This window comes from Burkholderia sp. Bp8994 (assembly GCF_003853805.1).
GTDB lineage: Bacteria > Pseudomonadota > Gammaproteobacteria > Burkholderiales > Burkholderiaceae > Burkholderia.
This window is the reverse complement of sequence record NZ_QTQH01000003.1, coordinates 14395-35551: the sequence shown is the minus strand read 5'-3', so window position 1 is coordinate 35551 and position 21157 is coordinate 14395. Positions and strand designations below refer to the sequence as shown.

18 protein-coding genes are annotated in these 21157 nt (G+C 65.6%); 7 read left to right on the top strand and 11 right to left on the bottom strand.

The features are described 5' to 3' along the window. Positions 1–44 precede the first annotated feature (44 nt). From DIE04_RS03680 to DIE04_RS03660, 5 genes are all read right to left on the bottom strand, one after another. A complete protein-coding gene (locus DIE04_RS03680; RefSeq protein ID WP_082088758.1) occupies positions 45–752 on the bottom strand; it encodes a phosphorylase in 708 nt (235 codons plus the stop codon). A 3-nt stretch (positions 753–755) separates the two neighbouring features. Then, on the bottom strand, positions 756–2729 hold the full coding sequence (gene shc, locus DIE04_RS03675; RefSeq protein ID WP_124485981.1) for a squalene--hopene cyclase: 1974 nt from the start codon (positions 2727–2729) through the stop codon (positions 756–758). 15 nt (positions 2730–2744) lie between these two features. Continuing rightward, the gene (gene hpnE, locus DIE04_RS03670; protein WP_044848865.1) at positions 2745–3998 is read right to left on the bottom strand and encodes a hydroxysqualene dehydroxylase HpnE; all 1254 of its coding nucleotides are present in this window, start codon (positions 3996–3998) and stop codon (positions 2745–2747) included. A 4-nt stretch (positions 3999–4002) separates the two neighbouring features. Continuing rightward, positions 4003–4851 carry a presqualene diphosphate synthase HpnD gene (gene hpnD, locus DIE04_RS03665; RefSeq protein WP_044848864.1) on the bottom strand — a complete coding sequence of 283 codons (849 nt, stop codon included), beginning with the start codon at positions 4849–4851 and terminating at the stop codon, positions 4003–4005. A gap of 248 nt (positions 4852–5099) precedes the next feature. Next, positions 5100–5432 (bottom strand): hypothetical protein, encoded by a 333-nt coding sequence (locus tag DIE04_RS03660; RefSeq protein ID WP_044848863.1) that lies wholly within the window; start codon positions 5430–5432, stop codon positions 5100–5102. Positions 5433–5648: 216 nt separating this feature from the next. Between DIE04_RS03660 and DIE04_RS03655 the strand changes: the two genes are divergently transcribed. Continuing rightward, complete coding sequence (locus tag DIE04_RS03655; RefSeq protein ID WP_124520170.1) at positions 5649–6533, top strand: alpha/beta fold hydrolase; 885 nt, start codon at positions 5649–5651, stop codon at positions 6531–6533. A gap of 91 nt (positions 6534–6624) precedes the next feature. On the opposite strand, the gene DIE04_RS03650 is transcribed toward DIE04_RS03655, so the two are convergent. From DIE04_RS03650 to DIE04_RS03640, 3 genes are read right to left on the bottom strand one after another with little or no spacing between them, the layout of a single operon-like run. Continuing rightward, a complete protein-coding gene (locus DIE04_RS03650; RefSeq protein ID WP_124520172.1) occupies positions 6625–7581 on the bottom strand; it encodes a diguanylate cyclase in 957 nt (318 codons plus the stop codon). Further along, a complete protein-coding gene (locus DIE04_RS03645; protein WP_124520174.1) occupies positions 7578–8204 on the bottom strand; it encodes a chemotaxis protein CheC in 627 nt (208 codons plus the stop codon). Before DIE04_RS03645 ends, DIE04_RS03650 begins: the two co-directional genes overlap by 4 nt. Then, positions 8197–8565: a response regulator gene (locus DIE04_RS03640; protein ID WP_040138947.1), complete on the bottom strand. Its 369-nt coding sequence runs from the start codon at positions 8563–8565 to the stop codon at positions 8197–8199. The genes DIE04_RS03645 and DIE04_RS03640 overlap by 8 nt, the downstream gene beginning before the upstream one ends. A 467-nt stretch (positions 8566–9032) precedes the next feature. Here DIE04_RS03640 and DIE04_RS03630 point away from each other — a divergent pair, with 467 nt between their 5' ends. Next, positions 9033–11276, top strand: coding sequence for a hybrid sensor histidine kinase/response regulator (locus DIE04_RS03630; protein WP_124485975.1), 2244 nt, complete (start codon positions 9033–9035; stop codon positions 11274–11276). 45 nt (positions 11277–11321) lie between these two features. Here DIE04_RS03630 and DIE04_RS03625 read toward each other — a convergent pair whose 3' ends face one another. Next, positions 11322–11876 (bottom strand): NADPH-dependent FMN reductase, encoded by a 555-nt coding sequence (locus DIE04_RS03625; RefSeq protein WP_044848764.1) that lies wholly within the window; start codon positions 11874–11876, stop codon positions 11322–11324. Positions 11877–12251: 375 nt separating this feature from the next. On the opposite strand from DIE04_RS03625, the gene DIE04_RS03620 reads away from it, so the two are divergent. Beyond that, positions 12252–12848: an RNA polymerase factor sigma-70 gene (locus tag DIE04_RS03620; RefSeq protein WP_124485974.1), complete on the top strand. Its 597-nt coding sequence runs from the start codon at positions 12252–12254 to the stop codon at positions 12846–12848. After that, positions 12829–13065, top strand: coding sequence for a zf-HC2 domain-containing protein (locus DIE04_RS03615; RefSeq protein ID WP_124520176.1), 237 nt, complete (start codon positions 12829–12831; stop codon positions 13063–13065). Before DIE04_RS03620 ends, DIE04_RS03615 begins: the two co-directional genes overlap by 20 nt. 352 nt (positions 13066–13417) lie before the next feature. On the opposite strand, the gene arsC is transcribed toward DIE04_RS03615, so the two are convergent. Next, entirely contained in the window at positions 13418–13774 is a 357-nt protein-coding gene (arsC, locus tag DIE04_RS03610; RefSeq protein WP_044848770.1) for an arsenate reductase (glutaredoxin), read from the bottom strand. A 1069-nt stretch (positions 13775–14843) separates the two neighbouring features. Between arsC and parA the strand changes: the two genes are divergently transcribed. Beyond that, positions 14844–15506, top strand: a complete 663-nt coding sequence (gene parA / locus DIE04_RS03605) for a ParA family partition ATPase (RefSeq protein WP_040138954.1) — start codon at positions 14844–14846, stop codon at positions 15504–15506. Between the two features lie 23 nt (positions 15507–15529). Further along, entirely contained in the window at positions 15530–16591 is a 1062-nt protein-coding gene (locus DIE04_RS03600; RefSeq protein ID WP_124485972.1) for a ParB/RepB/Spo0J family partition protein, read from the top strand. A 90-nt stretch (positions 16592–16681) separates the two neighbouring features. On the opposite strand, the gene DIE04_RS03595 is transcribed toward DIE04_RS03600, so the two are convergent. Next, on the bottom strand, positions 16682–18046 hold the full coding sequence (locus DIE04_RS03595) for a replication initiation protein (RefSeq protein ID WP_044848760.1): 1365 nt from the start codon (positions 18044–18046) through the stop codon (positions 16682–16684). 1822 nt (positions 18047–19868) lie between these two features. Here DIE04_RS03595 and DIE04_RS03590 point away from each other — a divergent pair. Further along, positions 19869–21050 (top strand): DNA-binding protein, encoded by a 1182-nt coding sequence (locus tag DIE04_RS03590; RefSeq protein WP_044848759.1) that lies wholly within the window; start codon positions 19869–19871, stop codon positions 21048–21050. The last annotated feature ends 107 nt before the right edge of the window (positions 21051–21157 follow it).

The window sequence follows — 21157 nt, the reverse complement described above, 5'->3', positions numbered from 1 at the left end:
GAAAACGGGAACGGAAGGGGGAGAGGAGAAGCGGCGAACGCCGCTCAGACGATCCGCATCGCGCCCGCACGCTCGAATGCGTGCCGCGCCTGGATCAGCGTCGTGCGTGCCGCGCGCGCGTCGCCCGCGACCTGCAGCAGCGGGCCGAGCTGCGACGGCTGCTTCAGCAGTTCGCGCAGGATCGGCAGGATGGCCGTGCTGCCGTCGTCGCGCAGGCCGGCCGTCGCCGCGCGCGGCAGCGTGCGCCACGCCGGGTCGACGATCGCGCGGCACACCGCGAACGGTACGCCGCGCGACGCCGCGAAGGCCGCGGCGATATGCGATTCCATGTCGACGGCGAGCGCGCCCTTCGCGCGATGCAGCGACGTCTTTTCCTGTTCGCTGACCACCGGCGCGCCGACCGCCGCCATCGTGCCGCGCGTGACGCGTGCCCATACCGGCGTGTCGTGCAGTGCGGCGACGAGCCGCGCGCTCCAGCCCGGATCGGTCTGCACGCGGCCGAACGGCCCGTCGATCGCGTCCGCGATCACGAGCGCGCCGGGTGCGAGATCGGGCGCGAGCCCGCCTGCCGTGCCGAAGCTCACGATGCCCGCGCAACCGCGCGCGGTCGCCTCGGCCAGCGCACGCTCAAGGCGGTCGGCCCGCGCGGCAAACACGGCCTCGACGCCCTGACCGCGCGCGATGCGCGCCTCGAACGCCATCCCCGTGACGGCGATGACGGGCAACGTGCCGTTGTGCTGCGTCGGCGCCACGCGTTACATCCCGACCGTCACGCGCGTCGCGTTGGCGCGCTTCAGGTTGCGATAGCGCGCGAGCGCCCACAGCGGGAAGAACTTGCGATAGCCGTGATAGCGCAGATAGAACACGCGCGGGAAGCCGGTTGCCGTGAAGCGCGTCTCGTCCCACAGGCCTTCTTCGTTCTGCTGAGCGATCAGGTAGTCGACGCCGCGTGCAACGGCCGGGTTGTTCACCTCGCCGGCCGCCATCAGGCCGAGCAACGCCCAGGCCGTCTGCGACGCGGTGCTCGGCGCCTGCTCGAAACCGCGGTAATTCAGCTTGTAGCTGTCGCCGTCCTCGCCCCAGCCGCCGTCCTTGTTCTGGATCGACAGCAGCCACTGCGCGCCGCGCTTCATGCGCGGATCGTCCGGCGTCAGGCCGGCCGCGTTCAGCGAGCACAGGGCCGTCCACGTGCCGTACACGTAGTTCATCCCCCAGCGGCCGTACCAGCTGCCGTCCGGCTCCTGCTCCTTCAGCATGTAGTCGAGCGCGCGACGGGCCGGCTCGCTGTTCAGCGGCGTCTCGCCGAGCTGCGACAGCATCGACAGGCAGCGGCCCGACACGTCGGCGGTCGGCGGATCGAGCAGCGCACCGTGATCGGAGAACGGAATGTTGTTCAGGTAGTACTGCGTGTTTTCCGGTTCGAACGCGCCCCAGCCGCCGTCGCTGCTCTGCATGCCGACGACCCATTCGCGCGCGCGCGCCATCGAGTCGCGATACGTGTCCGTCTGCCTGAGCTTCTGCGCGCGGTCCATCGCCATCACGACCACAGCCGTGTCGTCGACGTCAGGGTAGTGCGCGTTCGCGTACTGGAACGCCCAGCCGCCGGGCCGCACGTGCGGCCGGCGCGAGATCCAGTCGCCGCGCACGTCGAGGATCTGCAGCGGGCGCAGCCAGTCGAGGCCGCGCAGCACGGCTTCCTCGGCACGCGCGTCACCGGTTTCGAGCAGCGCATGCGCGACGAGCGACGTGTCCCACACCGGCGACAGGCACGGCTGGCAATACGCTTCGTCCTCGTGCACGACGAGCAGTTTCTCGAGCGCCTTGCGCGCGATCGCGCGGTTCGGATGATCTTCCGCATAGCCGAGCACGTCGTACATCATCACCGCGTTGGCCATCGCCGGATAGATCGCGCCGAGGCCGTCCTCGCCGTTCAGGCGCTCGTCGATGAACGACACGGCCTGGCGGATCGCGCGTTCGCGCGTGTAGTTCGGGAACAGGCCGTCGACCGCGCGCAGCGCATGGTCAACCACGCGGAAGAACGCGAACCAGCCGGGGCTCTGGTGGCCCTGGCGCGGCAGCAGGCCGGCGTTGACGGGCGGGTCGATGAACAGCTCGTCGATGCGCACGCCGCGCGGGTTCTTTGCGATCGGGCGCTTCGCGTTCAGCACCAGCAGCGGCACGATCACGGTCCGCGCCCAGTACGACACCTTCGACAGGTGGAACGGGAACCACTGCGGCAGCAGCATGATCTCGACCGGCATCATCGGCACCGCGCGCCACGGAATCGCACCGTACAGCGCGAGCTGGATGCGCGTGAACACGTTCGACATCTCGGCGCCGCCCATCGCATGGATCGCACGGCGCGCACGCTGCATGTGCTCGGCGTTCTCGTCGTCGCCGATCACCTTCAGCGCGAAATACGCCTTCACGCTCGCGCTGATGTTCGGCGCGCCGTCGGTGAACAGCGGCCAGCCGCCGTCGGCCTGCTGGATGCGGCGCAGATACTTGCCGATCTTCCGTTCGAGCTCGAGATTCGGCGTCTCGCCGAGATAGTGGACGAGCAGCACGTATTCGGCGGGAATCGTCGAATCGGCCTCGAGTTCGTAGACCCAGTGTCCGTCCGCGTTCTGCGCGGCCAGCAGCGCGTCGGTCGCGCCGGCGACGGCCGCGTCGAGCCCGGCCGGCACGGTGCCGGCGGACAGGGTGGCCATTTCGGTGAGATCGTTCATCGGTCCCTCTGTTGCTTACTGTGTCTGGAGCACGTCCGCGGCCAGCTGGCCGGAACGGATCGCGCCCTCGATCGTGGCGGGCAAGCCGGTGGCAATCCAGTCGCCCGCCAGCACGAGATTGGTCCAGCGCGTACGCACGGCCGGACGTTTCATTTCCTGCGACGGCACCGCCGCAAACCCCGCGCGCGGCTCGACCACGAGCTGCCACGCCGGCATGGTTTCCGGGTTCGCGCCGGTCACGCGCGCGACGTCTTCCCAGATGCGCCGCGCGAGCGCATCGCGCGGCATGTCGAGCCAGCGGCCCGCGTCGCGGATGGTCGCCGCGAGCGGACCGCCGCCGGTGCGCACCGCGTCGACGACGCCGTTGACGACGGTCGTCTGCAGCGGGCCGTCGGCCGGTGTATCGACCGCGAAATACGCGGTCACGACCGCACTGAACGTGTCGGGCGCGGTGAGATCCGGGACGAGCGGCTGCGCGACCTCGGGCGGCACGGCCAGCACGACCGCGTCGCCCGGTGCGAGATCGACGCGCTCGCCGCCGATCGCGACCGCATCGACCGCGTTGCCGTGCGCGCCGAATTCGAACGCATCGAGCCGCGAATTCAGCCGGATCTGCGCGCCGCCGTGCTGCAGCATCCGCAGCGCCGGTTCGACGAATGCGCTGCCGAGCCCGTGGCGCGCGACGAGCGGGCGCCATCCGGGGCCGCCCGCGGCAAACGTGCCGCACAGCGCCGCGCGCGCGAGTTCGGCGCTCGCGTGGCGCGGCTCGACGTTCAGCACCCCGAGGAAATACGGCCGCAGCCAACGGTCCCACAGCACGCCGTCGCAGCGCATCGTCTGTGCGAGTGAGCGGCCGGTGCGCGCGAACGCGAGCGAGGCCAGCGCAAGATAATCGAGCGGCGTGGTGCCCGGCGCGCGCGATGCGGCGTCGAACAGCCACGACGGCCAGCGCCCGTTGCCGAAACGCAGCGTCCAGCGCTGCTGCGACGCGACGTCGACCACCGGACATTCAGGCAGCGCGGGCCCCGTGAGCCGATCGGCCGCGCCGATCGCGCGCAGGTAGCGCTGGGTCGCGGATTGCCCCGCGAATACCTGATGCAGCCCGCTGTCCAGCGTCGTGTTCAGCACGCCGTCGAACCATGAGCGGCAGCGGCCGCCCGCATGCGCATGCGCGTCGTGCAGCACGATGCGCCGCCCGCGGCGTTGCAGCTCGACGGCGGCCGACAGCCCCGCGAGTCCTGCACCGATCACGTGGACGGTTCTGGGCATCGGCTCAGAACAGCGCGTAGCGCGCGGCGATCATCAGCATGCGCGCCTTCGGCTTGCGCAGCGGCGCGCGCGGGGCGGCGAAGCCGCGCGCGATCGCGGCCTCCAGGATGCAGCGATACGCGCCCGACATGATGCGCGGCGCCTTCACCTGCGCACGCGTGCACGTATCCATCACGGCGTCCGCTTCGCGGAAGTGCTCGAGCGCGCGCTCGACGAGCGTCGCGCATACGCGCGGCAGCGCCGGATCGCGCACGATCGTCGCCGGATCGGTGATCGCGATGCCTTCGCGCGCGAGCAGCTCGCGCGGCAGGTAGCAGCGGTTGATCGCCGCGTCGTCGTCGATGTCGCGCAGGATGTTCGTCAGCTGCAACGCGCGGCCGAGGTGGTGCGACAGCTTGATGCCTGCCGCCTCCGGGATCCCGAAAATCCTCACCGACAGCCGGCCGGCCGCGCTCGCCACGCGATCGCAGAACAGGTCGAGCGTCGGTTCGTCCGGCGCACAGATGTCCTCGGCGGCGTCCATCGCCATCCCGTCGATCATCGCGTGGAAGTCCTCGCGCTTCAGGTCGAACGCGCGGATCTCGCGCTCGAGCGCGACCAGATGGCGCGGCGGCTGGCCGGCGAAGCACGCATCGATGTCCGCGCGCCAGCGATCGAGGCCCGCGTTGCGCTCGGCGCGCGGCAGGTCGCTGTCGGCGATGTCGTCCACCGCACGGCAGAATGCATAGACCTGGAACATCGCGTCGCGCTGCACGGCCGGCAGGATGCGCATCGCCAGATAGAAAGAACTGCCCGATGTGACGGCAGCGGCGTCGGTTTCTTGTTCGTCCACGACGAGATTGGAAACGGCCAAGACGAGCTCCACGGAGACACCCACGCGGGGCGATTGAAGAAGCCATGCCCGGCTGGGTTGGTCAGGGCGTCAAATGCGTGCGAGATATGCGAACGATCGACGCAGACAGGCACAAATTACCGGCCGGAAGCCGGAATTGGGCGAAAGTATAGCAATCTTTGACGTTCGATGGCGGACACCGCCGCGCCCGGGGGCCCGCGCGGGGCTTGGGAGACCGGCCGCGGCGGGGAGCGGCGCCGCGCCGCCCGTCAGCCGTAGACGATGTCGCGCTGCAGGTCGAGCGCGATGAGCCCCATTTCGCGGGTCAGCTGCAGCATCGAGCGGCGTTCGAGCCGCGAGCCCATGAAGCTCGTCACGCGCCCGTCGGGCTCCGCCGTGAACTGGAACGACGGGCCGCCGGTGCCGAACCACGCGCCCGGCACGTCGGGCGATTCCTGCCAGTCGATCTGCTCGAATACGCGCGCGATCCCCGCGCGCACCATGTCGCTCGGGCCGATCGGCGGCGCGGTCTCGCCCAGGTCGTCGAGGGAATAGGGGCCGGGTTTGTCCGGCCGCCGGTAGAAGAGGTAATCGACGTTCATGGGGCGCAATCGGGAGCAAAGCGTCAAATTAGCGCGCTTCGGCGCAAATTCAAATCAGATCAAGACGAAATGTGGCCTGTACGAGACAAAAGCGCCGCATCGCGAGAGCCGGTGCGCGCCCGCGCACGCCCGGGCCGTGCGTTCATGCCGGGGCGCGCAGCTTCGTCGACGCGGCTTCGTCTAAGATGAACATCTTTCTCAAAAAACACGGACACCATGGAGACGAACGTAACCGCCACCGCGCCATCCGACCATCCCGTTTTCGTGCTGGTGCACGGCGCGTGGCACGGTGCGTGGTGCTACGCGCACGTCGCGGCCGCGCTGGCCGCGCGCGGCTACCTGTCGATCGCGCGCGACCTGCCCGCGCACGGCATCAACGCCCACTTTCCCGCATCCTATCTCGAACGGCCGCTCGACAAGGACGCCTTCGGCGCCGAGCCGTCGCCGGTCGCGAACACCACGCTCGACGATTACGCGACGCAGGTGATGCAGGCCGTCGACGACGCGTATGCGCTCGGCCGCGGCAAGGTCGTGCTCGTCGGGCACAGCATGGGCGGCCTCGCGATCACGGCCGCGGCGGAGCGTGCGCCGGAGAAGATCGCGAAGATCGTCTATCTCGCGGCGTTCATGCCCGCGTCGGGCGTGCCGGGCCTCGACTACGTGCGCGCACCCGAGAACAAGGGCGAAATGCTGGGCCCGCTGATGCTCGCGAGCCCGCGCGTCGCGGGCGCGCTGCGGATCGATCCGCACAGCGGCGATGCCGCGTATCGCGGGCTCGTGAAGCGCGCACTGTATGACGACGTGCCGCAGGCCGACTTCGAGGCGGTGGCGAACCTGATGACCTGCGACGTGCCGGCCGCGCCGTTCGCGACCGCGATCCCGACGACCGTCGCACGCTGGGGCGCGATCGATCGTCATTACATCAAGTGCCTGGCCGATCGCGTGATCCTGCCCGCGCTGCAGCAGCGCTTCATCGACGAAGCCGACGCGTTCGTGCCCGGCAAGCCGACGCACGTGCACCAGCTCGACAGCAGCCATTCGCCGTTCGTGTCGCAGCCGGCCGTGCTGGCCGGCGTGCTGGCGGATATCGCGAAAAGCTGACGGAGGCGCGGCACGCGCGGTGTGCGGTGTGCGGTGTGCGGTGTGCGGTGTGCGGTACGCCGCAGGTAACCGCGCTGCGGCCGCGCCGCGCTTACGCGTATGCGATCGACCGGTCGCGCCCGAGCCGCTTCGCGCGATAGAGCGCGGTATCGGCCTCGTTGACGAGCACGTCGCACGCCAGCGCGCCGGCCGTCGCGCACGCGCCGCCGACGCTCGCCGTCACCGGCACGCTGACGCCTTCCGCGTCGACTGGCGTGCTGCCGATCGCGTAGCGCACCTTGTCCGCTACCCGCATCGCTTCGTCGAGATTCGTGCACGGCAGCAGCAGCGCGAATTCCTCGCCGCCGAAACGGCCGAACGTATCCTGCGCGCGCACGATCGACGCGACGCGGCGCGCCGTCTCGCGCAATACCGCATCGCCGGCCGCATGCCCGAACCGGTCGTTGATCGTCTTGAAGTGGTCGAGGTCGAACAGCAGCACCGACAGGTCGCCGCCGTAGCGCTGCCAGCGCGCGAACTCGTCACTGAGCCGCGCCTCGAAGAAGCGCCGGTTCGCGATGCCGGTGAGGCCGTCGAGATTCGCATGCTCGCGCAGCTTCGCGACCGCCTCCTCGCGCTCGCGCTGCATCACGCTCACGTGCGTGACGTCCGAGATCGTCACGCACACGGCCTCCACTTCGCGGCCGCGCGTGAGCGGCATGAACGTGCAATCCTGCTGCATGTAGTCGACGCCGCCCGTGATCGGCCGGTCGTGCTCGAAGCGAAACAGGTAGGGCCGCTGCTCCCAAGAGCTGAACGCGAAGCTGCCGAGCTGGAACACGCTCTCGAGCTTGCGCTCGAGCCACGCGCGCGGCAGCGCCGGAAAGCAGTCGAACAGGTTGCGGCCGATCACCTCGGCGGCCGGGATGCCGCTGTGGTCCTGCATGAAGCGATTCCACATCAGCACGGTCATCGCGCGGTCGAGCACGAACAGGCCGAAGCCCACCCGTTCGATCACGAGATCGCTCAACGACGCGGCAGTGGCGGTGGCGGCGGCGGTCGCGTTCATAGCGCGGACAGCAACGCGTCGAGCGCTTCGCCCATCAGCCGGATCGAGTCCTCGGCCATCAGCATCACGAAATGTGCGCGGAACGCGTGATCCTCGAGACCGAAGTTCACTTCGAGCAGCAGCGCGACGCTCCAGGCCAGCGCGGTCGGCTGGAACACGTCGTCGAACGACACGTTCGCGCCGAGCAGCCCCGGCGGGAAAAACACGGGCTTGCGGCCGAGCTCGTCGAGGATCGACGCGACGCATGCGCTCATCAGCACGTTCGAGACATCGAACACGAGTTCGTCCTGCGTGGCCATGCCGGCATACACGCCGTCGCCGAACGTGCGCTCCATCAGCGACATGAGCCGCGCGACGCCCGCGCTGCGGCACAGCACGATCGCCTCGCCCTTGATGTCGGAACGGAATCCCTGGCGCACGGCCGTCACGTTTTCGTGGATGCCCGTCATCTCGCGCAGCGCGTCGCCCGCATCGGCGGCCTTCACGACGCGCACGCGCGGTACCGACAGCTCGATGAAGTGCCCGAGCAGCAGCGCGAGCCGTGCGGCGGCACGGCCCATCGCGAGGTTGGCGATTTCCTGCAACGCGTCGCGTTGCTCCGCCGTGAACACCGATTCAGGCATACAACCCATACTCCTTGAGAATGGGCAGCAACGCCTCCGACGTCACGGGCTTGGCAACGAATGCGATCGCGCCCAACTCGCGCACGCGTGCTTGCGCCTGCGGCTGGATATCGGCGGATACCACGATCACGAACGTGTTCAGGTCTTCGTGGCGCAGTGTCTCGAGCACCTGATAGCCGTTCATGTCGGGCATCGTCAGGTCCAGAAACATCACGGAAGCCTTGCCGTCACGATAGAGCGCCAGGGCCTCGCGACCATTCGCCGCATACGCGACGTCGACGTCCCAGTCTCCCGGCAGTGCCTTTGTCAGAAGTTTGCGAGCGAGCAAGGAGTCGTCGGCGATCACGATCGGCAAAGGCATGGCGGCGAAGCGGTATACGGAATGGTCTCTCTCGCGTTAACGACCGCGCGGCGCGCTTCTTTAGGCGCCATGCGATCAAGCGCGGCCACCGCCGTGCGGCCGCGCGCGGGCGCCGCGGCGCGAGGCACGCGACACACCGCGCCGCAAACGCCGGCGGGCGCATATATCTGTCATGGGGAAAGCAAGGCGCGATTCTCTGAGTAAACCGAAGGCGGTGCAACTCGCCATTTTCACCATTTCGAACAAAATCGCTTCATTCGCCCGGCATTCCGAAAACAGCCGCGACCATTTTCGAGATAAGCACGCAAAATTTTTCTTTGTGTACGTTTGCGCTGCCGGATTCATAGCGTTTTCAAACTTTCACCGTGCCCCTGTCGGAATCACCAGGTTGCACATCGGTGCGGCGGTACGGCGCACGTGCGCAACTCGTTTATGATGGAACACCTCCGCTTCACCCGCTTTCTTCGATGACGTCCGAACGTCCCGCCGACTCCCGCACGCACACCGCACCGCCCGCCGACGACTGGCAGGACGACGGCAACTATGCGTCCGGCGCGCCCGAGCACGATTTCGCGGTCCGGCGCGTGACGCTGATCGTGCTGCTGGTCGCGGCGATCGTGCTGCCGTGCATCTACGTGTCGGTCATGGCGTACAACGACCTGAAGGCCCGCGAAGCCGCGGCGAGCGACGTGACGATGCGCACCGTGCGCGTCGCCGAGGAACATGCGCTCAAGGTGTTCGACCTGAGCGAGACGCTCGATGCGCGCATCGTCGACCTCGTGCAGGACATGGACGACGCCACCGTGCGCCGCCACGAATCCGACATCCACGAAGCGCTGAATACGATCGGCGGCGGCTATCCGCAGGTGGCCGCGGTGTCGATCTTCGGTGCGAGCGGGATGCTGCTCGCCAACAGCCTCTACTATCCGGCGCCCTATGCGTCGATCGCGAACCGCGACGACTTCGCCGGCATCCGCGACGGCCGCGTGATCGAACACATCTCGAAGCTGATGATGGGGCCGCTCAAGCTCGAGAACATCCCCGTGTTCAACACGGGCGTCGCGCGACGCCATAGCGACGGTTCGTTCGCCGGCATGGTGTCGATCGCGCTGAAGTCGTCGTATTTCAACGCGTTCTACCGCGACCTGCTCGGCGGCGCGGCCACCCCGATGACGATGGCGCTCGCGCGTTCCGACGGCGCGGTGATCGCGTCGTATCCGCCGCCGCCGTCGCTCGCGCACACCGATCTCACGACCACCTTCGGCAACGCGCAAAGCGATCCGCGCGCGGGCGTCGTGCGGGTGCGCCACGACGGCGCCAGCAGCGAGATCGTCGCGTACCGCCAGGTCGGCAGCTACCCCGTGTACGTGACCTGCGCGTACCGCACGTCGGCGATCTGGCGTGAATGGTACGAACACCTGAGCGTGCTGTTCATCTCGATGTTCGCGCCGTCGATCGCGCTGTGGTCGGTGATCTGGCTGTCGCTGAAGCGGCTGAAGGCGGAAGAGGAGGCCTGGGACCGCTGGCAGGCCGAAGCGTCGATGCGACGCTCGATCGAATCCGCGTACCGGCAGTCGCGCAAGATGCAGGCGCTCGGCAACCTGGTCGGCAGCGTCGCGCACGACTTCAACAATCTGCTGATGATCATCTCGAGCAACGTGCAGATCGCGCGGCGACGCGGCGTCCAGCATCTCGACAAGGAACTCGGCGCGATCGAACGCGCGCTGAAGAACGGCCAGTCGCTCACGCGCCAGTTGCTCGGCGTCGCGCGCAAGCAGCCGCTGCACAGCGAGACAATCGACGTCGGTCAATGGCTCGGCACGTGCCGCGAACTGCTGAAGACGTCGCTCGGTTCGAAATCGCTGCTGGTCGTCGCGATCGAGCCCGGCGTATGGCCGATCCGGGTCGATGTCGCGGAGCTCGAGCTCGCGGTGATCAATCTCGCCGTCAACGCGCGCGATGCGATGACGGTCGGCGGCCGCTTCACCGTCGGCGCGCGCAACGTGACGCTGCGCCGCGAGGACGGCTTTCCGCTGACCGGCGACTTCGTGCAGATCTCGCTCGACGATACGGGCTCGGGCATGCCGCCCGACGTGCTCGCGCGCGCGTTCGAGCCGCTCTTCACGACGAAGGCGCAGGGGATGGGAACGGGGCTCGGGCTGCCGCAGGTGTTCGCGTTCTGCGAGCGCTCGGGCGGACTCGCGACGATCGACAGCGCGGTCGGCGCCGGGACCTCGGTGCGCCTCTACCTGCCGCGCGCACGCGTCGAGGACATCGTCGCGCGACCGCAGGCCGCCGTGCACGACGCGGGCGGGCTTGCCGGCCTGCACGTGCTGCTGGTCGAGGACAACAGCGAAGTCGCGGCCGGCACCGAGGCGCTGCTCACGCTGCTCGGGCACCGCGTCACCTATGCGCCCACCGCCGACGACGCACTGCGCCTGATCGAAGGCGCGGCCGCGAACGACGCATTCGACCTGGTGATCTCGGATATCCACATGCCGGGCCGCCTGAACGGCATCGATCTCGCCGAAGCGATCGACAAGCGGCCGGGGAAGCTGCCCGTGATCCTCGTCACGGGTTACGCGGAGGAACTCGACCGCACGCGTACCGTCGACGTGCGCGTGCTGTCGAAGCCGTTCGACATCGCGCTGCTCGACGAGATCCTGCTCGGCATCCGCGAAGCGCGCGACGCACGGCACGCCGGCGCCTGACCCGCGGCATGCGGGCCGGTGCCGGCGGCGACAAGGAAACGGCGATCAGGCCGCCTTCAGCACGCGCACCCAGTCGACGTAGCGGTCGACGAAACCCTGCAGGAACTTGCGGGTGTCTTCGCTGACGATCTGGCCCTCGTCGTCGATACGCGCCGGGTCGTGCTTGATGAACATTTCCGGCTGGCCGAGCGTCTTCACGTCGAGATACGCAAGCACGTTGCGCAGGTGCTGCTGCGCGAGCGCGGTACCGGTCGCACCCGGTGACGTGCCGAGTACCGCACCCGGCTTGCCGGACCACGAGTTGTGCCCCCACGGGCGCGAGCCCCAGTCGAGCGCGTTCTTCAGCACGCCCGGGATCGAGCGGTTGTACTCGGGCGTCACGAACAGCAGCGCGTCGGCCGCCTCGATCGACTGCTTGAAGCGCTTCGCGACTTCCGGAAAGTCCGCGTCGTAGTCCTGGCTGTAGAGCGGCAGTTCGCCGATCTCGACGAATTCGAACGAGAAATCGGCGGGGGCGAGCGAGATCACGGCTTGCGCGAGCGCGCGGTTCCAGGAACCGCGACGCAGGCTGCCGACGACGACTGCAACACGATAGGACATGGCTTTCTCCTTCCGGTGAGTAAGGAATCGGGTCGATTGATTCTGGACAGGCGACAAAGGTCTGTTTATAGGCAAGCCAGCCCGCGAGCCGTCCCACGGGGCCGACCGGCCGACTTTCCACAAGGTTTTCCACAGAAATTGTGGATAACTTGACCGTCATGGTCTGATGTTACAGACCGCCCGCGTCGCGATTTCGCGGCGCGCGACGCCGGGCTTCGGCAAGCATAGCGCAGCGCGCCAGCCGGCTTCGTGAATTCGCGACGGAACATGCGTTGCAGCGCAGCGTCTCGCCCAGTAAGCTGCTCGCACACCGCGATGCGCCCGCCCGGTGGCGCGCACGCGAGCGCTTTCGCTTCGTAAGGCTCCCGACCTGCCATGCTGTCCGCGTACGACGATCCTGCCTATCTCGCGCAACTGCGGCGCGACCTGCTGCGCTTCGCGCGACTCCAGCTCCGCGACACCGATGCGGCCGAGGATGCCGTGCAGGAAGCGCTGACCGCCGCGTGGTCGCATGCGGGCGAGTTCGCGGGACGGTCCGCCCACAAGACCTGGGTGTTCGGCATCCTGCGCAACAAGCTGATCGACATCCTGCGCGCGCGGCAGCGGACGGTGAGCCTGTCCGCGCTCGATGCGGAACTCGACGGCGAATCCGCGCTCGATCGCGAACTCTTCAAGGAAAACGGGCATTGGGCGCCGCACACGAAGCCGCGGCCGTGGCCGCGCCCCGAAACGCTATTGCAGCAACAGCAGTTCTGGATGCTGTTCCAGGTCTGCCTCGACCACTTGCCGGAACACATCGGGCGCGTGTTCATGATGCGCGAATTCCTCGACGTCGAGATTGCCGACATCTGCAGCGAACTGACGTTGACGACGAATCATTGCAGCGTGTTGCTGTATCGGGCGCGCACGCGCCTGCGCACCTGCCTCAGCGAAAAAGGAATGACGACCGAAGATGCTGCCGGGGAAATGTAGGGACGTGACGCGACTGCTGTCGGATGCGCTCGACCGGTCCTTGACGCTTCATGAGCGCATGCAGGTGCATGTGCATCTGCCGACTTGCGGCGGATGCCGCGTGTATCGCGGGCAGATCGCGCTGCTGCGGACGGCAGCGCATGCGGCGGCAGGACGGGGGACGGGGGATGAAGCGGGTGGCGATCGGGATGAGTCGTCGGGCGACCGGCAGGGCTGAGTTGCTGCCTTGTGATTTCTGCTACGAGCGGTTCATTTGATGACGGCTGGGAGCGTAGCCACGGTGGACGGTTGTGATATTCGAATTCAGTCGAGCGATCCGACGCGTCTCGTGATTGCTGCTACGAGTGGTTCCATCGATGACTGCTGGCAGGGCAGCCACGGTGGACGGTTGTGCTACTCGAATTCAACCGGTCGATCCGATGCGTCTCGTGATTTCCGCGACGCGCGGCTCATTTGATGACCATCGGCAGCATAGCCACGGTGGTCGGTTGCGGCCCGCGAATTCAGCCGCATCATCCCGGCGCGCTCGCGCCGGGATGATGCGATAAGAAAAATACGCCGAACAACAATTATTCGAACAGCGCGCGCACCGACTCGGGCGGACGACCGATGGCCGCCTTGCCTCGATACACGACGATCGGACGCTGCAACAGAATAGGATGAGCCGCAATCGCTTCATAGGCCTCCGCGTCGGTCAGACTCGCACGGGCAAGATCCAGCGTCTTGTACGGCTCTTCGCCGTCGCGAAGCATGTCGCGCACCGGGCGCCCGAGCTGACGATGCAACGCTTCCAGTTCCTCGACCGTCGGCGGCGTCTTCAGATACTCGACGACATTCACCTGCGTGCCGGCGGTGTTCAACGTCTCGACCAGTGCGAGCGTCTCGCGGGACTTCGAGCAGCGGGGGTTGTGGTAGATCGTGATCATCATTCGGACCTGGATAGGAAAGGCACGTATTGTAGCCAGTCTGGTTGCGTGCGTTTCGGCGGGGACCGGCGCGCGGGCGAAAGGGGAGTTGGAGTACGGTGCGGCGTGCGGGGAGGAATCGTTCGCGCTGACGCGCGTGCAGAGCGCGTGATGCCTTTATGCGCATAAAGTGCGTTGTATGGACCATCGCCAAGGCCGTCTACGGCGGGGAGCGCAGATGAACAACGACGCATCGCTCTGGCGTGTTGCAGGTTCCGACGCGAGGGCCACCCGCACGGTTTATGCGTCGCCGAGTTTATGCGCATAAAGCTATCGCTTCGCGAGGTGGGGAGGTCCACTGATATCGCGACTGGCCCGGACACTTCGATGCCTCGAACGATCAGCGGGGCGATACGCGATCGCGTCCGTCCGGGGCATTGTCGCGGGACGTATTAATGCGCGCTTGCCGACGTGGGGCCGCCGATCGCGGCCGAGCCTCTCGATGGTTTATGCGCATAAACGCTGGGGGCGGCCAGCGCTTCACCGCTTCACCGCTTCACCGCTTCACCGCTTCACCGCTTCACCGCTTCACCGCTTCGCCACTGCACGCTGCACGCTGCACGCTGCACGCTGCACGCTGCACGCTGCACGCTGCGCACGGCACACGGCACACGGCACACGGCGTGAGTATCGCGCCGGCCTGGGTCGCGCCGCGTTCGTCATCCAGGCTCGTGCTCAAGCGAGGACGACGACTCGCAGATGCTCTCCAGCACCGCCGAAGTTTATGCGCACAAACTCCTCCGTCACCAAGGCCCCGCGCGTTCGGCTATCGACGGGGCAGGCGCCAACACATTGCGCCGATCAGCTTCTCGAACGAGGGGGCAGAAACGCCTGTCGTCACGACGATCCATCCGCTCATCATCCACCGCAGCAATCTCGCCGCCATCCGCTGCAGTCAGCCAGCGTCCCCATTCGTTTATGCGCATAAACCGATAGCCCGAATGGTTAACGCGTAGTTGGCAAACGACAATTTCATTGAAATATAAATATCGTCCTGTAGAATTCCAACGACCAAAAACAGGAGTGAAAATTGGCCGCGGAAATCATTGCAGTCACTCAACAAAAAGGTGGCGTCGGCAAAAGCACGATTGCCATGCACCTCGGCGCGGCATTCCATGAGAAAGGGAAGCGCGTCCTCGTCATCGACGCCGACGGTCAAAACACACTGGTTCACTGGTCGAGCGCATCCGGTGACAGCGACGCCGGCATCCCGTTCCCGGTCGTCAATCTCGCCGAAGCCGGCGGCCAGATCCATCGCGAGATCAAGAAGTTCATCAACGACTACGACATCATCGTCGTCGATTGCCCGCCGTCGATCACCGAGAAAGTCTCCGGCGTCGTGCTGCTGGCCGCATCGATCGCCGTGATTCCGACTTCGTCGTCGCCAGCCGATTACTGGTCGAGCGTCGGGCTGGTCAAGCTGATCCAGCAGGCGCAGGTGATGAACGAAGACCTCCGTGCCGTCTTCCTGCTGAACAAGACCGAAGAGAAGCGCATGCTGACCCGCGAGCTTAAGCGTGCGCTCGAGGAGCTCGGCTTCCCGTTGCTGAAGACGCAAATCCCGACCCGGGAAGCGTATAAGCAGGCAATGGCGCTCGGTCAGACCGTGCTGCAGATGAACGATCGCGGCGCCAAGCTGGCCGCCGCGGAAATTCGCGCATGTGCCGACGAAATCGTCGCCATGCTGCCCTGACTTTATGCGCATAAAGGAGTCACATGAAACCCTCCCAATTTGCAAAAGGATTCCAAGCGCGCCCGGATATCACGACGAGCGAGAAGCGCACGGCGCTTGATCGGCTGAATGCCATCGACGGCATCGTCAAATCCGAGACGGCCACGCCGGTCCCGACGAAGTCCGCCAAGAAGGACATCACGCCGCCACCGTCTCCGGACGTCCTGCTCGATCCGTCGATCGACGAGTCGCCGCAATATCGCGCGTGGCGCCTCGAGAACCGCTATGCGCCCGGCCAGGTAATCGAACTGCCGTTGAAGGCGATCAAGCATAGTCCGTTCAACCCGCGGCACTTCTATCTGAAGTCGTCGATTGCCGAACTCGCGGTCAACCTCGCGAAGCAGGGGCAGCAGCAGGCGATCCACGTGATTCCGGACTATGACAATCCGGGTTCGTATTTCGTCAGCGATGGCGGCCGCCGCGTGCGCGCGCTGAAGGAAGCGAACAAGGAGTCGGTAAAGGCGATCGTGATCGACGTGCCGATCGGGATCCAGAGCTACAAGCTCGGCTACGACCTGAACGTGCAACGCGATTCGCAGACGGTGTTCGACAACGCCGTCGTATGGCGCCGCTTCCTCGACGACAAGCACTTCCTGAGTCAGAAGGAACTGTCCGAGCATCTCGGCCTCGACGAGTCGACGGTCGCGGTCGCGCTGTCGATCGGCAAGCTGCCGGAAAGCGTGATGCAGGAGATGGTCGCGCGTCCCGATCGTTTCGGTTCGAACATGGCGTATCAGGTCGGCCGTTACCACAACGCGCGCGGCACCGAGGCGACGCTGCGCCTGATCAACAAGATCGTGTCCGACGATCTCAGCACGCGTCAGGTGTCGGACATCGTCAAGGGCCGCGTCGCGGCGCAGGAAACGCCGAAGCCGGCGGGCCGCCAGCGCTATGCGCAGCGTCTCGAGATCAAGCTCGGCGGCAAGTCGGTCGGCGACCTGAAGTCGTATGGCGAAGACCGCATCGAACTGCGCCTGCGCGGCCTCCCGAAGGACAAGCGCGACGCGATCCTCGAGCAGCTCGAGCGGATGCTGTTGTCGGACTGATGGAAACGGCCGGCAGGGCCTGGCGATGCGCCGGGCCCGCCGGTTGGGCGGGCGGCCGGCGGCGGCCCGTCAGAGGGGCCTGAACAGGCCTCAGGCGGCCCGCGATTGATTCAGGGTGAACGACAGCAGGTCGCCGTCGGTCGGCTCGCCCCAGGTCTTCTGAGCCAGCCAGTCGAAAAACGCCGTCTCGGCCAGCTTCGAATCGAGGCCGCGCTTGCGCCAGTCGTCACGCAGGTGCGAGCCCATCGTCGGCAGCACTTCCGACTCGAACGACTCGCGCGCCACTTCGCGCTCCGCGTCGCCCTGCTCCTCGTACAGCACCTTCGCTTCCTTGCGGCGGAACGCCGCGAATTCGCTCAACAGACGCGCCTTCAGATCGTCCGGCTGCGCCGCGACGACCTTCGCGGCAGGCGCGCCCGACGGCAGCGCGTCGACGGACTCGACCGGCGGCGCATAACCCTTCTTCAGCGCATCCTTGAACAACGCGGGCGCGCTGCGCACCGGCGGCAGCGTCGTGCTGCGCATCCGTTGCTCGGTCATCTGCAGCGCGGCGCGAATCCGGTTTTCCTCGCTGTCCGCGTAGAGCGTCTGCGCTTCCTTGAGCGGAATCCCGAGCTTCACCATCCGGTCGACCAGCGTGCTGTCGAACACGTTCGGATGCTCGTCGAGCGCGAGCATCGGCTGCTTGCGCTCGGTCACACGGAACTGGATCTCCGCGACCCGGCGCCCTTCGCGATGTTCGATCAGTTCGACGAAGATATTGGTGACCGCATTGACCTCGGCGATCGCCGGACGCAGGTAGTCGCGCTTGAAGTACTTGTACTCGCGCTTCGCCTCGTCGCCGGCTTCGGTATCAGGCGTGCCCGACAGGATCGGCCGCCACCATTCCCACGGCTCGCGCATCGTCAGGTGGCTCGGGTTCGTCAGGTAGCGCACGCAGATCTCGTAGAGCGCGAGACCGGCGCTGCTGCGCAGCTGGCTCTGGAACTGCAGGCTCAGACGCGCGTACTGGACCGGGTCGAGCAGCTTCTTCTTGATCTTCGGTGCGAACGAGAATTCGACCCACACGCGGCGGGTAGCCGGATCCTCGAGAATTTCGGCATCGGCGATCAGCGTCGAGATCCCCCACTTGCGGCCCGGCTTCTGGCTCGACGTCCCCGTGCTCCATTCAACCTGGACCGACACCATGCGGCGCAGGTGTTCCTTCACCAGCGCGGTGTCGTTCGAATCGAAGGCGGAGTTGGCGACGATATCCGACAGCAGCGCGCGATACGTATCGCCCGAGTCGTCGGCCTGCTGCGCGACGGCGAGCAGGACGTTGAACAGCTTGCGGGTCAGGAGCGTGATCTTGCCGCTCTTCGGCTGAATTGCGATCGCCTCGACGGCCTTACGCAATTCGGCTGAACTGGCACTCACCACATCCACATCGGTTTTCTTGGCGCGCTTCGTGGCCATGCGTCGGGTCGGAGGAGAAGTTTCACGGAAGGATAGCGCCTGTGGTGATGTGCGTCCAGAACGACATGCTCACCATAGCGGGTGAAGTGCGCGTGTGAAACGGCACTCACCCCAACCCTCTCCCGAAAACCCTCACCGGTCCGGATTTACAGCGTTTCGGACTCGTCCAGACGTGTCGCGGGATGCGCGGATTCACAGATTTTCGCCTGTGCTCGACACGTGCGAAACTTGCTCCCGTATCGGCTCACCTTTCGATTTGTCGTAATTTTGCGACTGCACTTCCGGGGTCCTCGTCACAGGGTCGCCACTGGACGTCGCGACATCGAGCGGACAGGCCCGCACCGGCCTGTATGCATGTACAGGCGTGGCTGTACCGAGGCGACCGCAACCACGCCCGGCACCCGGGAAGCGCGCCAAAAAGGATGCGCCTCGAGGCCATCGAAGCCGATTCACAGGCCCGGGCGCGCATTGTACAGCGCACGGAAACCGTTCGGTCCCGAAAATTCTCACCTCAACGGCTCGGAATTCTGTGCCCCGGATCCAGACGAGTCCCCGGCACACGCGGGATCGCCAGCCAGGACCTCCCGAAAAGCCTCACCTTATTGAAAAAGTGGCGCTCCAACGGACGCGGATATGGCTCCCGAAAAACCTCACCGTAACCGCCGCGGTATCAAAAATGTCAATGCCGTCCGATACTTATGTGCAGCAGGCGTTCCGCTGTGTCCGGCGATCGCCCCCCGAAAAGCCTCACCTTTGCGTTAGGCGAACGTCGGCGGCAGCTGTGTATCGACTCCTGAAAACTCTCACCTGTGCCAAAAAGTGGCACAGCAAAAATCAGATTTCTGCCAGTCCCGGCGGGCTTTTCAGCGAATTCGCCCCGTTATGGGTCCCGAAAAGCCTCACCTTTGCCCTATTTTCGAGCAAATGGCGCTCCCGAAAAGACTCACCTATCAGGCAAACGGCAGCCTGTGATCGATGTCCCGAAAAAGCTCACCTCAACGGGATCCGGGCAGGAAAACCCGGATTTCGCTCCCGAAAAGCCTCACCTTTCAGGCTTCACAGGCCCCACAGGGCACTTTTGCTGTGCAAAATGACCGTCGGTTCCCGGAAATCCTCACAGCAAATCCCTGTGGAGTCCCGTGAAACCTCACCTTTCATGAAAACTGCCCAAAAGATGGGCAGAATAGGGGCGCGAGTAAGGTCCCGCAAATTCTCACCTATGTCTGCACAGGCAGAAAACTGTGCGCGCAGGCACAGCGCGGGTTCCATGGCTGTGCGGCCCCGAAAAACCTCACCTTTGGGAAATCTCGCATTTCACTGTGATCCCGAATCCGCTCACGACCTTTCCTGCATCGGCTCACGCAGATCCCCGAACCCCATCACTTCAGCTCCCGCAGAAGATCACCTTGGTTCCCGTAAAACTTCACCTTGTCGGCCGGAAAGCCTTGCTACATAAGGCTGTGCCGTGGCGTTAACGTTTTTAACTAAGGGTTCAAGGGTGTTTACTTCTAATACTCTCAAGACATCGGTCGTCGAGTTTTCCACAGAGACCCCAACCCCTGAACACCGACAGTGAGCGTGACGCCCATCATGTGAAACAAATGCCCTTTTTCGGGGCTTGCTAAAAAACGCTTTCAGCACAAGTACTTGGCTCGCTTTCTTCGCTTTGTTTCACGGAATCGGGACGCTGGCTCATCCAGATCGGCTCACAGCGCCGATTTCTGTGCACAGTGACGTAAATTCACCGCGGCCGACAAAAACAGGTATCAAAAAATACGTATTCCGTTATGATCACAACATTTCAATGTCTGTGAGTCCTGCTATGACGCTGGATGAAATACGTGAAGCCATCCGGGAAGAACTCGAATCGCTACGCGCGAGCGGCGCGCGCCGCCAGGAGTTGTCGCTGCATGCCTGCAAGCGCCTGTTTTTCGATCTCGGCATCCGGCCGTCGGCCGCCAATGTCCGCGATCTGACCCAGACCGGCAGTGCCAGCGACATTCCGAAGGACATCGATCATTTCTGGGAACGGATCCGTGCCGCGTCGAAGGTTCGGCTCGACGGTGCGGCGATTCCGAAAGCGGTCGAGGAAAAGGCGGGCGCATTGCTTGGCGCGCTATATGAAGAGGCGTTGAAAGCGGCCAGGGAAAGTCTCGATGTCGACCGCGAGCAGATCCGCGCCGGCGTGACCGATGCGGAACAGCGGCTGCGCGACGCCACGGTTCGCCAGGAAACCCTCGAGGGCGCGCTGACGCGCAGCGAAGCCCGCAACGAGCAGCTGCAGGCGCGTGTGACCGAGCTCGAGGTGCAGCTGGCCTCGCAATCGACGCACGGTTCGGCAAACGAGGCGACGCTGCTCACCACAGTCGCCCGACTCGAAAAGGAACTGGCCGCCATGGCCGGCCGCGTCGATGCCGAACAGACGCAGAACGCGGCGCTGCGCGACCGTATCGACACGCTGCAAGCCGAATTGCAGCAGCGCACCGAACACTATGCGCAGCAGATCAAGGATGCGGTGGCGGAAGCCGAGCGCCGCGTCAAACCGATGCTGGTCGAGCTGGACTCGCTGCGCAGCATGGCGTCGACCTATCAGAGCGGTTTGCGCGACGTGCAACGCAAGGAATTCGATTTCCTTCAGCAACTGAGTTCGACCAAGGCCCGCGCGGACCGGCTCGAGGAACAGCTTCGCAGCCAGGGCGACGAGTTGGAGCGCGCGACGCGCGAGGTGAATACGCTGCGCGCGAGCCGCGGGATGAACCCGGAGATTTCCGCGCTGATTCGGCGCCTGGCCGATGCCGGTCAGCTGGATGCCGATGCGTTTTCCGCGATCGGAACGTCACTGGACCATGAAATTCCCGTGCCGACCCAGTGCCCGCATTGCGACGGCGAACCGGAGTTGTCGCACGGCGACGACGGGTTCGAAGTATCGTGCCCCGAATGCGAACATGCGTCGGGGCCCTGGCCTTCACGATTCGAAGCGATCGCACGCTTTGCACGCGATTGACGCGCCGGTCGGCACAGCGATCACACAGGTGAGGTGATTCGGGACGTGTGAGGTGAGGTTTTTCGGGAGCTGGGAAACGGTGAGGCTACGCCGCACAAGGCTGCTCA